The organism is Ruegeria sp. BHSA163 (assembly GCF_059613365.1).
On record NZ_JBXWSJ010000007.1, the window covers coordinates 111707 to 123169 of the forward strand.

Sequence of the window (11463 nt, forward strand, 5' to 3'; positions counted from 1 at the left end):
ACCAAGACAATGCTATTCGGACTTGATGGCGTCGAGATAGGCCTGATTATCGTATTTTTCTGCCTCTTTGGTGGTATTCTTTCTGGGTTCCCAGTGGCATTTGCCATTGGTGGAGCGGGTGTTATTTCTTTCGGAATAATTGCGGCGTTGGACAGCGCTGGATTGCTCGTTCATCAGGCGATTGACACAGGCTCGCAAGCCTACCGAGACCTTGTGAATTCAGGGGTCAAACCGGACATAATATCCGTCTTCCGATATCCGGACTTGCCAAGAATCGGCGAGCCGGTGTTCCCGGCTGGATGGGAAACTGCACTGGACCGCAACGTCTCGTTCATTGTGAACCGAATGAATGAGCGTGTGTTGGCCGGACAATCCATTGAAACACTTCTGGCGGTTTTGATGTTTGTCCTGATGGGCATCACTTTGGAGAGGTCTAAGATTGCCAACGACCTATTGACCACGATGGCGCGGGTTTTTGGCCCACTGCCGGGCGGACTGGCCGTGTCAATTGTGGTTGTGGGTGCTTTCTTGGCGGCATCGACCGGAATCGTAGGCGCGACCGTTGTGACCATGGGTCTGCTCGCCTTGCCAACCATGTTGCGCAACAACTACTCGCCAGAGTTGGCCACAGGTGTCATTGCCGCCTCGGGTACGCTTGGGCAAATTATTCCACCTTCGATTGTGATCGTACTGCTGGGGACATTGGCTGGCGATCTTTATTCGACGGCGCAAGAAACCCGCGCGGTCGAGGCTGGATGTACTGACGCGTTAACATACCTTGGTGAGCCAGCCGTGGTATCAGTTGGGACTTTGTTCCAGGCAGCTTTGTTGCCGGGTATAATGCTGGCGCTGCTGTATGCGCTTTATGCGTTTGGCTATGCATTGTTAAACCCAGAGAAAGCTCCAGCAGTTGAACTTTCAGGAGGAACAGGCGAACCCATCACCCGTTCCGAAGGTTTGACTTGGCTGTTGGGAGTACCGGTCGCGATAATAGTCGGTGCGGTTCTGCTTGGCAGCGCGGGTGTGATTGGCAGCCAAAATATCTCAGTTTCAGCCTTTTCAGACGTTTCTGAGGGCGCATCGCTGCGTACCAACGTGTCACCCGAGTGTCAGGCGTCGATGATCGAGCTTCATGGCCAATCCGCGTGGGATCAGGCCGTCGCTGAGCAGGAGGAAATTGACGCCGCAGGAGGTGCCGCCAGCGCTGAACGTCTGAGCGAAGAAGAATTGGTGGCGGCTCGCGAAGCAAAAATTGCTTCGGCAGCGCCGATCGGAAACGGCGTGGCTGTTGTTGTCGTATTGCTTGGGCTCATGCTGGCGATGGCCAGAGGCATCGCACCGTCGCGCGCTGCACAACCGCTGATCGTCGGAGCCATCGGTCTGGTGCTGATGTTGCTGTTTGACATATTGTTGATATCGCCGACCACATCATCGGGGGCGACATTCCTGTTGCTGGCTTTGCCTTTTGCTTTGGCTGCATACGGCTGCAAAGAGGCAGCGGCACGCTGCGCGACCAATGACTTGATCAGGGTGGTTTTCCCACCGCTGGTTCTGATCATCGCTGTGCTTGGTTCGATACTTGGCGGCATAACCAATCCGACACCTGCTGCAGCATTGGGCGCTGGTGGGGCAATCATGCTCGCGGCATATAGGAAACTGCAAGATCAAGGCCGATCTGGTAAAGTCATCATCTGGTCAACCTTTGCAGTGATCATCGCGTTGCTGATGGGTGTGAATTTTGACCTTCGCATCAATCAGGGTGGCGTGACCGTAGAAACCTGGATTGCGTTTATCGTTGCCTACGCCGCTTACATCTTCGCGTTGTTCGGCCTGCTGTTCGGCTGCTGGGTCCTGTTCTCAAGCGGAGTGCTCACTCCGGTCGTACGAGAAACTGCCAAAGTAACATCGATGGTCTTTACCATCTTGATTGGATCGCAATTGCTGAACCTCGTGGTCATATCGTTTGGCGGTGAGCATTATATCCAGCAGTTCCTCAAGAGTTTTGACAACGAGTTCACAGTCTTCCTGATCGTGATGCTTGTGCTGTTCATTTTGGGGTTTGTCCTGGATTTTCTCGAAATCATATACATCGTGATACCCATTGTAGGCCCGGTTATCTACGGCGGGTCGTTTGACCCCAAATGGGTAACCATCATGGTGGCAGTGAACCTTCAGACTTCGTTCCTGACGCCACCATTTGGGTTCGCGTTGTTCTACCTCAGAGGCGTGGCACCTAAAGAGGTAACAACTGGCCATATTTATCGGGGAATAATTCCGTTCGTGGTCATTCAAGTGGTTGGAATTGCCATCTTGTGGTTCTTCCCAACGATCGTGACAATTGTTCCGGATCTGATCCCGAACTGATCGGAGGAATGAAAATAGGGCCAAGAAAAGGGGGCGGCGCGCGCCCTTTTTCATTGATGTCTGTTGATACGCCGATGGAAATGACTCAGTCGAGATTTCCGTCAGGTTTAATTCGGTAGACTAAAAATTCTCGGTCGACGAGATAGTAAAGTAGTTGAGACGCGAAAGAGCATTGCTATAAGCTAACTTGTTGATACCCTTTGTGAAGCCCATCGATTTTTTGCGAACCTGTGTCACGCTCCAGTTCAATACGAATGGTAGCTTTTAGCGACAGAACAAGCAGAGTTCAAAGTTATACTTAGTCATTAAACTCAATCAGGTCCCAGCGGTTACCAAATGGGTCTTTCCAGACAGCTACAGTGCCGTAGGGTTCGTAACGGGGTTGTTCCTCAAACGTCACTCCGAGGCTTCGCATTGCTTTGTAGTCGCGTTCAAAATTGTCAGTTTCAAGAAAGAAACCCACTCGCCCGCCGGTTTGGTTTCCAATTGAGGCGAATTGTAGGTCGTCATCGGCCTGTGCCAACAATAGTGAACCGCTGCAAGATCCTGGTGGAGTTACCAATACCCAGCGTTTTCCACTACCGAGGTCGATATCTTGACTAAGGTTAAAGTTCAAAACACCGGTGTAAAAGTTAATTGCGGCGTCATAATCCGGCACCACGAGCGTAACCGCATGAAGGTTTTGCCTCATCCAAAGTTAACCTTTGGTCGGGTGACGATCTGGTAACTGGATATTGGCGACTTGCTCGGCGATTGGCGGCGAAGACAGTGGGTGATGCACCATATCCGTAAACCGCTCGGGTTCTCTTATCTTCTGCCAATCTCCCATAAAATAAGCTTGGAAACCAGAAAACTTGGCTTTGTATCCCATCTTCGGGCTGCCCGGTACCCAGTAGCCCAGATAGACGTAGGGCAATCCTGCTTCGCGGGCGATCTCAATATGATCGAGGATCATGTAAGTGCCCAAAGAGTCCTGCTGTTTCAGTGGGTCGTAAAAGGAATAAACCATACTAAGCCCGTCATCCAGGACGTCGGTCAAACTTACCGCTATTAATGCACCCGTCTCAGGATCGGCGTATTCAACCACCCGGCTGCGGATAGGTGTCTCTTCGATCATGGCCGCGAACTCGAAAACATCCATATCAGCCATGCCGCCATCAGCGTGACGAGCATCAAGATAACGGCGGAACAAATCAAACTGCTCGTCGGTTGCCCAAGGCGAGGTCGCACGGCGTTTCAGATAAGCGTTACGCTTGATCACCCGGCGTTGGCTTTTGCCGGGACAAAATGCCGAGACGTCAATCCGCGCCGACAAGCATGCAGCGCAATCGGTGCAAGAAGGTCGGTACAACACGTTTTGCGAACGGCGAAAACCTTGCTGTGAAAGGCAGTTATTCAACTGATCAGCACCTTCACCCTGAAGCGCTGTGAACAGTTTACGCTCCATCCTGCCCTCAAGATAAGGGCAAGGCTGTGGTGCCGTCACATAAAATTGTGGCGCTATTGGCAGCGTGTGTCGCATGAGGGTCCCGTGTCTCCCGCGACGGGATGATAGCAATGCTTTTGGAACGCGCCAAGTGATTCACGCAAAGTATGCTTTAAGCGCGCTGATTGATCATAACCGTGCCGAGAAATGCGTCGGTCAAGCCCTGACAGCGGGCACTGGTTAACATCATGATAACCGAGATAATCTGAAGCACTGGAAAGGCCATGCTAACGAAATAGCCTGCAGTATGGGCCACAGCCTTACCCGTATCCATGCGTGAACCGAATGCGTCGCGCAGTTCGATACCCATAAACCGCATTCCCAACGTGGCTGAACCGTTCGCAATCGTGACGACGCGATAAACGAAACTAACCACCGCGTAAATCAGCGCAAGGACAAAAAAACCAAGACCAAAGGTCAGCAAAATCGCAACGGTGCAAAGCAACGAAACGAACGCTATGTCGAATAGCCACGCAAAAAAGCGTTTGGTCGCCACTGATTGATAGAATTCTGGCTGACTGTCAGGATCGGGTAGATGGGTCATTAGGGTAAGTCCAAGTGTGAAATCTATTTCACCCTGTCCCGAAGTACGGGACAGGGCAAGACTGGGTCAGGCTCGCTCACCGCTATCCGGTTCATCATGATTTTCGCGAGCGCGTTCGTTCATGAACTGGTCAAACTCTGCCTTGTCCTTGGCGTCACGCAAACGGCGAAGGAAGGCCTCGAACTCTTGTTGCTCACGCTCCAAGCGGGCCAGAGTGTCAGCTTTGTAGGCATCAAAGGCTGTGTTGCCAGAGGGTTTCATCGCGCTCATGTGACTGTTCCAAGAAGAACGACGGCTACAGGACTTGCTGAACATGCGTTTACTCCAGATCATATAAGCCAAAAGGGCAAGGCCAACGGGCCAAAAAAAGATAAAACCAAGGACCATCGCAGCGATCCAGGCACCTTTTCCTTTGCTGTCCATCCAGGTTTCGGCTCGGTATATCCATCCCGGGTTTTTCGGGACGGCGGTGTCGGAAAGTGCGGTCATTTGTTGTCTCCGGGTTGATGTAAATTCTGTTTACATTCTCTAAATGGGGGGCGAATGACACGTTGCAAGGGGGAATGTGAAAAAGATTTACATTTTAGATCTGCGACCAGAATGGTTGACGTCCCTAGGTATCAGGCGCACTTTCCGATCATGCAAAATATTGATAACAATTCACCTCCGTCGCTGGACGAAATTCTTGCTTTAGAGAAAAGGGTTTGGACTGCGCTGGTCGAGGGAGACGCCCAAGCAGACCGAGCGCTTTTGAGTCCGGATTTCCTTGGGGTTTACCCTACTGGTTTCGCCAATAGGGATGATCATGTTGGGCAATTCGCAAATGCCCCTACCATGGCGAGTTTCGAACTTAGCGAGGCTCAGTTGCGCGTTTTGACGAATGACGTCGTATTGCTGTCTTATCGGGCCGATTATGAACGTCCCGGTGCCGTTATGACCGAGGTGATGCTGATTTCATCCTTATGGGAAAAGCGGCATGATGTCTGGGTTAACAGTTTCAGCCAAGATACCCCCTTGGAGCGCCAATGAACTCAGCGTTGTCCATTGAACGGCTCCCCCGTGCCTACGATGTGTCGCTGGGTGAAGAAATTCGCGCTGCGCTTCAGGGTTTAACGCGCGAACAGTCAGACTTGGTTGCAGGTGCAGCAGGCTCCAGTCCCTATTTGAAAGGGTTGATCGAGCAAGATGGCGACTGGCTGTCCGAGGCGTTGCAGGGGCCTGATATGGCTTTAGCCGATGTTATGACGGCAGTCCGCGACTTACCTTCAGATCAATTAAAGCCCGGTTTGCGTCTGGCAAAACGACGCGTTGCTTTGTTAACAGCGCTAGCTGACCTTGCGGGAGCATGGCCACTGGAAAAGGTCACTGCAGCGTTGACTGACTTTGGCTCCATTGCTGCTGATGTTGCCGCGAAAACTGAGATTGAGAAATTGATCCAGCGTGGCAAGTTGCCGGGTTTGTCGCCAGACGACATTGAGACGGCCGGCGGGATGGTAATTTTGGCTATGGGCAAAATGGGGGCGCACGAGCTGAACTACAGCTCGGACATTGATCTGATAGTGTTGTTCGATGAAACCCGCTTTGACCCGGACGACTTTTACGAGGCGCGGCACGGCATGGTACGAGCCACGCGAAATTTCTGCGCTACGCTAAGTGAAAAAACCGCTGATGGTTACGTTTTTCGAACAGACTTGCGCCTGCGGCCGGACCCGGCAGTAACCCCGGTCTGTCTGGCCATGGAAGCGGCAGAGCGATATTATGAAAGTCTGGGCCGAACTTGGGAACGAGCCGCGTACATCAAGGCACGACCATGTGCAGGCGACATTGCCGCAGGCGAAAGATTTCTGCAGGCGCTGCGACCCTTTGTGTGGCGTCGGCATTTGGATTTTGCGGCCATACAGGACGCCCATGACATTCGGCTTCGAATCCGCGAAAGCAAAGGTACCGGGGGGGCAATCTTGGTTCCGGGCCATGACATGAAGTTAGGTCAGGGCGGAATACGTGAGATCGAATTTTTCACTCAGACTCGGCAACTGATCGCAGGAGGGCGCGACCCGGACCTACGTGTTCGGGGTACGGTTCCGGGCCTCGCGGCATTGGCGGCCAAAGGTTGGGTGCCTGATGAAGTGGCTGAGAAACTAACTGACCATTACCGCGCCCATCGGGAGGTCGAACACCGCATACAAATGGTTCACGATGCGCAAACCCACAAGATTCCACAAGCCGAGGACGGGATCGAGCGGATCGCCTGTCTCATGGGTGTCAGTAGCTCAGAACTATTCTCGGGCATAAAGCGGCGACTGACGGAGGTGCACGAGTTGACCGAAGGGTTCTTTGCCCCTGGTCACAGCATTCCTACACCTATTAATACGGAGGTCGAATTTGACAAAAGCGTTCTAGCGAGATGGCCGACCTATCCGGCGCTGCGTTCGCAACGTGCACGGCGCATTTTTGAACGTCTCAGACCCGAATTGTTGTCCCGGCTTGCCAAGACTGCACAACCCTCCGAGGCGTTGATGGCACTTGATGGGTTTCTCGCGGGGCTTCCCGCAGGTGTGCAGCTATTTTCGTTATTCGAAGCCAACTCTCAACTCATTGATTTATTGATCGACATTGTGGGTACATCGCATGCTTTGGCTTCTTACCTGTCAAGAAATGCGTCCGTCTTTGACGCGGTCATCGTCGGAAGCTTTTTCTCCGATTGGCCCGGCTGCGAGGTTTTGGAAGCCGAGTTGTCTCAGGCGTTGAAGAACGAAACCGATTATGAAAATCAACTGGACTTAGCCCGTCGTTGGAGCAAGGAGTGGCGTTTCCGTATTGGCGTTCACCACTTGCGTGGATTGATAGACAGCGCGAGTGCGGGGCAGCAGTATGCCGACCTGGCTCAGGCTGTTATTGCGGCAATCCTTCCCGTTGTCGCGGCTCAGTTTGCGACCAAGCATGGTCCTGCACCGGGGCGCGGCGCGGCGGTTCTAGGAATGGGCTCGTTGGGGGCAGGGCGGGTCAACTCTCAATCCGATCTGGATGTAATCGTGATATACGATCCACTAGATCAAGAAATGTCCGAAGGACCGCGACCGCTAGCAACCCGAACCTATTATGCCCGTTTTACCCAAGCATTCATCACCGCATTGTCGGCGCCAATGTCTCAAGGGCGGCTTTACGAGGTGGACATGCGCTTGCGTCCGTCGGGAAATCAGGGTCCGGTTGCAACGAGTTGGGCAAGTTTCACCAACTATCAGCAGAACGACGCATGGGTATGGGAACATCTCGCTCTGACCCGTGCTCGTGTTGTCGCGGGAGATTCAGAATTGGTGGCAGACATCGAAGATTTCAGAGCCGAGTTTCTTTCGCGGCCTCGTGATCGCAGAAATGTCTTGCGCGAAGTTGCCGAAATGCGTGAAAGACTGGCCGCCGCAAAATCGCCCTCTGGCATTTGGGATTCAAAGAATGGCTCAGGCCGGATGATGGATATCGAACTAATTGCTGAAACAGGAGCCTTGCTGGCAGGCTCCGCAAAGCGCGATGTACATTCTGGCCTGGATGGCGTAGCCGCCGCCGGATTGCTGGAAGTCGCGCAGGGACAGACACTTAAAGAATGCTATGATTTATGTTGGTCCCTACAATGTGCCGCGCGACTTTTGTCCGGCGAAATGATCGAGGCTGACAAGATTGGTGAGGGAGGAGTGGCGTTTCTTTGCCGTGCCACCGGCTTTGACGAGGTGGGGCAACTACAGGCCGCGCTGACTAACGCTTATGACACAGCAGCAGAACTTATCACGGCCGTGTTTGAGGAGGGCAAGGATGGGACGCAGTGATGACCCGAACGACCCAAAGGGGCTGATACAGGAAGCTTATCGCATCGAAGGCATCGCTTTGCCGGAATGTCGTAGTATCTTTCTGGATTGGGCACTGGGATTTCCAGAAAACCGCGACCAGAAACAAGCCTTGTCGGAACTACACGATATTTATGCAGCCCAGTATGAGAACCATCCAATGACGCAAGTTTTGCGCGAAGGATTGGAGACCGCACGGGCACCCAAACGACGCGGCGGGTGGCGCGGCAGATCGCGGTGAGGGGGTTTCCCATCCGCAGCTTCCCTACTATTAGGGCGTTATGAGTGAACCCGCTAATCGACCGAGAATTCGCCTGAAACCCAAGGCAAACGCGAAAGGCCTGCGCCACGGCTTTCCGTGGGTCTACGCCAGTGACGTAGTTACGGATCGCCGGACCCGCAAAATCGAACCAGGATCTTTGGCTGTTCTGGTGGATGATAGACGGAGCGAGATTGCGTTAGTTGCCGTCAATCCGGCATCGAAGATCATGTGTCGTGTTTTGGATCGCGACGTGGATGCCGAGTTAACTTCGGAATGGTTTGAGGCACGATTGAAGCGCGCGCTGGATATGCGCGAACACCTATTTGAAGATCCATTTTATCGCCTTGTACACGCCGAGGCAGATGGATTTCCTGGCGTTATCATCGACCGCTTTGGTGACGTCTGTGTGATCCAACCCAACGCAGCGTGGGCTGAAAATCACCTTGAAGTTCTCACTGCCACGTTGGTCAAAGTTACCGGTGTCAAAACTGTAATCAAAAACGCCTCGGGCCGCACGCGCGGACTAGAAGGATTGGACGACGTGAACACAACGCTTCACGGCCAAACACCGGAATCTCCGGTACCGGTGCCAATGAATGGCGCGACCTACATGGCAGATTTAACAGGTGGGCAGAAAACCGGCTTGTTTTTCGACCAGCGTGCGAACCACGCCTTTGCCGCAAGACTGACGAAACCCGGCTCACTAGTTTTGGATGTGTTCTGCCATGTTGGTGGATTTGGTCTTGCAATGTTGGCCGGCGGCGCTGGGCATGTTTTGTCGGTCGACGGTTCCTCTGCTGCTTTGGCGCTAGCTGAGAAGGGCGCGGCAGTCTCAGGATTTGCGGGGCGGTTTCAAACCCGTCAGGGCGACGCGTTCGAAAATTTGGCAGAGTTAAATGAAGAAAAGGCCGCCTTTGACGTTGTGATTTGCGATCCTCCGGCCTTTGCGCCTTCGAAGCAGGCCTTGGATGCTGGTTTGCGGGCTTATGAAAGGATTGCCCGGCTTGCAGCACCTTTGGTTAAACCGGGCGGGTATCTCGGGTTGTGCTCGTGCTCGCATGCCGCTGACCTGAGTCGCTTTCGAGACGCTTCCGCGCGTGGTATTGGGCGCGCGGGAAGGCAGGCTCAGTTAATTCACACCGGCTTTGCTGGACCTGATCATCCACAGCTGCCGCAATTAGCCGAAAGCGGGTACCTAAAAGCTGTTTTCTTTAGGCTATGAAAGCGGTTCTCGATACCTGTGTAATCTACCCTTCGGTGATGCGAGAGATGCTATTGGGCGCTGCAAAACAAGGGCATTTTACCCCGATCTGGTCTACTAGGATTTTGGAAGAATGGGCTCGTGCAGCTCGCAAACTTGGAGCGGCTGGAGAAGTACAGGCACGCGCCGAAATTGCACTAACGCGGACACACTGGCCCAATGCCGAACAACCGCCCTCAGCGAACATCGAACAAAAACTTTGGTTGCCCGACAGTGCAGACATACACGTATTGGCGACCGCCGTGGTTAGTTCGGCTGACGCGATAATCACTGTCAACGCCAAGGACTTTCCCAAGAACATCTTGGCCGAGGAAGGTCTTGAAAGATGCGACCCCGATACTTTTTTACTCGGATTTTACAATGAGGACCCTCAAGGTATGGGTAATGTCGCCATGGGCATTCTTTCCGAAGCCAATCGGCTGTCTGGTGACCGATGGACGATGCGCAGTCTTTTTAAAAAAGCTCGGTTGCCAAGGTTGGGCAAAGCTCTCACAACCTAAGCCTGACCGCTGCAAAGCCGTCAATTTGATGACACGGCATGAAAGGCTTGTCCGTGCCTACTCGAACCTATGAGCTAGTGCCCCAACGCTGTTCCAAAGCCTCTAAAGCTGCAATTCTTTCATCGGTTTTTGGATGGCTCATTAACCAGGCTGGAACAACGCCTGCGCGTTGCTGAGTAAGGTCTTCGAGCTTATGAAACAGCGATTTTTGCGGTTCAATTCCGATTCCTGCTTTGGTCAGCAAGGCAGCCGCATATTCGTCTGCTTCATATTCATCCCCCCTTGAAAGGCGCGACGCCAACAGGGCGGTCAATGCGTTGGCTATCCACGCACCGATAAACGGAATAAATCGGTTCAGAAGCATCATCAGTGCGGCGCGCATAGCGTTTTGGCCTGAAAAATCGATCATCCTACGGCGGGCGTGACCTAATGCAACATGCCCTAACTCATGTGCGATTACACTGGCCATTTCTTCTGCGGAAACCTCACCGTTTCTGAACTTGCGGTAAAAGCCTCGGGTTATGAATATCCGCCCGTCCGGAGCAGCCAATCCGTTCACAGGATCAATTTCGTAGATATAAACCGGAACACGTTCGATATCTAAAGCCGCCGCCAACCTGTCCGTCATGCGTTTTAAAGCTGGGTCGGCAAGCTCAGTCGATTTCGCGTCCAATTCTCGATGTGTTCGCCAAACCGAAATCCGGTACATCGCGATCGCATAGAGAACGGCCAGCAGAATAGGTGTGATGCGCAACATGCTTTAGATATGGGCGGAATGATGTGGCAGGGCAAGGTTGCATCAATTCACTTTTTTGCAAAACCAAAGAGTCATCATAAGCGCCCGTTGAGACCTTGATATTATGCACCAACATTGCTGCCAGCTTCCCGAATTTTTTCAGTCCAGTATATCAGGACTCAGTCGGCCGGGATCGGCAGTTGCAAGTTGCCGTGCAATTCCGCAAGCGAGTCTTCGGTTAAGACGGTGCCACGAGAAGCTTCGAAAAAGGCGTGTTCAGCTTCTTTCTGAGCGACCAAAGTATCAACTCGCAAATCCCTAACGTCGGAGCGCAAGGAGTCACGCGCGTCTTCATAATCTAACGCGTCGCGTAACTCTTCTTCCAGGCTGTCCAGGGTGTCGTTGTAATCCGGGTCGGTAGGGTCTAGCGCGGCGATGTCATCGGCGATCTCTTCGCTGCTGCGCCCGTCGTAA

12 protein-coding genes are annotated in these 11463 nt (G+C 53.0%); 6 read left to right on the forward strand and 6 right to left on the reverse strand.

The genetic code is table 11. The annotated features are described in order from the left end of the window. Positions 1-9 precede the first annotated feature (9 nt). On the forward strand, positions 10-2364 hold the full coding sequence (locus AC2FNV_RS05680; protein WP_170605283.1) for a TRAP transporter large permease: 2355 nt from the start codon (positions 10-12) through the stop codon (positions 2362-2364). Between the two features lie 298 nt (positions 2365-2662). Here AC2FNV_RS05680 and AC2FNV_RS05685 read toward each other — a convergent pair whose 3' ends face one another. The 4 genes from AC2FNV_RS05685 to AC2FNV_RS05700 all read right to left on the reverse strand — a co-directional run bounded on the left by AC2FNV_RS05685 (position 2663) and on the right by AC2FNV_RS05700 (position 4883). Further along, entirely contained in the window at positions 2663-3055 is a 393-nt protein-coding gene (locus AC2FNV_RS05685) for a VOC family protein (protein WP_170605285.1), read from the reverse strand. Positions 3056-3061: 6 nt separating this feature from the next. Continuing rightward, complete coding sequence (locus AC2FNV_RS05690; protein ID WP_496772646.1) at positions 3062-3886, reverse strand: arginyltransferase; 825 nt, start codon at positions 3884-3886, stop codon at positions 3062-3064. Positions 3887-3962: 76 nt separating this feature from the next. Continuing rightward, positions 3963-4394, reverse strand: coding sequence for an RDD family protein (locus AC2FNV_RS05695; RefSeq protein ID WP_170472573.1), 432 nt, complete (start codon positions 4392-4394; stop codon positions 3963-3965). 66 nt (positions 4395-4460) lie between these two features. Next, complete coding sequence (locus tag AC2FNV_RS05700) at positions 4461-4883, reverse strand: DUF2852 domain-containing protein (protein WP_170472570.1); 423 nt, start codon at positions 4881-4883, stop codon at positions 4461-4463. A 111-nt stretch (positions 4884-4994) separates the two neighbouring features. Here AC2FNV_RS05700 and AC2FNV_RS05705 point away from each other — a divergent pair, with 111 nt between their 5' ends. The 5 genes from AC2FNV_RS05705 to AC2FNV_RS05725 are packed head-to-tail and all read left to right on the forward strand — an operon-like array spanning position 4995 to position 10253. After that, entirely contained in the window at positions 4995-5423 is a 429-nt protein-coding gene (locus AC2FNV_RS05705; RefSeq protein ID WP_170605287.1) for a nuclear transport factor 2 family protein, read from the forward strand. Continuing rightward, positions 5420-8212, forward strand: a complete 2793-nt coding sequence (locus tag AC2FNV_RS05710; protein ID WP_496772649.1) for a [protein-PII] uridylyltransferase family protein — start codon at positions 5420-5422, stop codon at positions 8210-8212. Before AC2FNV_RS05705 ends, AC2FNV_RS05710 begins: the two co-directional genes overlap by 4 nt. Beyond that, on the forward strand, positions 8199-8471 hold the full coding sequence (locus tag AC2FNV_RS05715; protein ID WP_170472560.1) for a hypothetical protein: 273 nt from the start codon (positions 8199-8201) through the stop codon (positions 8469-8471). Before AC2FNV_RS05710 ends, AC2FNV_RS05715 begins: the two co-directional genes overlap by 14 nt. A 40-nt stretch (positions 8472-8511) precedes the next feature. Beyond that, a complete protein-coding gene (locus AC2FNV_RS05720) occupies positions 8512-9714 on the forward strand; it encodes an RSP_2647 family RNA methyltransferase (protein ID WP_170472557.1) in 1203 nt (400 codons plus the stop codon). Further along, entirely contained in the window at positions 9711-10253 is a 543-nt protein-coding gene (locus AC2FNV_RS05725) for an RSP_2648 family PIN domain-containing protein (protein WP_170605291.1), read from the forward strand. Before AC2FNV_RS05720 ends, AC2FNV_RS05725 begins: the two co-directional genes overlap by 4 nt. A 67-nt stretch (positions 10254-10320) precedes the next feature. Here AC2FNV_RS05725 and AC2FNV_RS05730 read toward each other — a convergent pair whose 3' ends face one another. Next, on the reverse strand, positions 10321-11010 hold the full coding sequence (locus tag AC2FNV_RS05730) for a M48 family metallopeptidase (RefSeq protein ID WP_170605292.1): 690 nt from the start codon (positions 11008-11010) through the stop codon (positions 10321-10323). Positions 11011-11168: 158 nt separating this feature from the next. Beyond that, a partial coding sequence (locus tag AC2FNV_RS05735) for a hypothetical protein (protein ID WP_496772652.1) occupies positions 11169-11463 on the reverse strand: 295 nt, incomplete at its 5' end.

Coding starts and splice junctions, on each gene's coding strand:
- AC2FNV_RS05690 (WP_496772646.1), bottom strand. CDS start 3,886: ATGCGACACACGCTGCCAATAGCGCCACAATTTTATGTGACGGCACCA.
- AC2FNV_RS05710 (WP_496772649.1), top strand. CDS start 5,420: ATGAACTCAGCGTTGTCCATTGAACGGCTCCCCCGTGCCTACGATGTG.
- AC2FNV_RS05720 (WP_170472557.1), top strand. CDS start 8,512: ATGAGTGAACCCGCTAATCGACCGAGAATTCGCCTGAAACCCAAGGCA.
- AC2FNV_RS05705 (WP_170605287.1), top strand. CDS start 4,995: ATGGTTGACGTCCCTAGGTATCAGGCGCACTTTCCGATCATGCAAAAT.
- AC2FNV_RS05730 (WP_170605292.1), bottom strand. CDS start 11,010: ATGTTGCGCATCACACCTATTCTGCTGGCCGTTCTCTATGCGATCGCG.
- AC2FNV_RS05700 (WP_170472570.1), bottom strand. CDS start 4,883: ATGACCGCACTTTCCGACACCGCCGTCCCGAAAAACCCGGGATGGATA.
- AC2FNV_RS05685 (WP_170605285.1), bottom strand. CDS start 3,055: ATGAGGCAAAACCTTCATGCGGTTACGCTCGTGGTGCCGGATTATGAC.
- AC2FNV_RS05680 (WP_170605283.1), top strand. CDS start 10: ATGCTATTCGGACTTGATGGCGTCGAGATAGGCCTGATTATCGTATTT.
- AC2FNV_RS05715 (WP_170472560.1), top strand. CDS start 8,199: ATGGGACGCAGTGATGACCCGAACGACCCAAAGGGGCTGATACAGGAA.
- AC2FNV_RS05695 (WP_170472573.1), bottom strand. CDS start 4,394: ATGACCCATCTACCCGATCCTGACAGTCAGCCAGAATTCTATCAATCA.
- AC2FNV_RS05725 (WP_170605291.1), top strand. CDS start 9,711: ATGAAAGCGGTTCTCGATACCTGTGTAATCTACCCTTCGGTGATGCGA.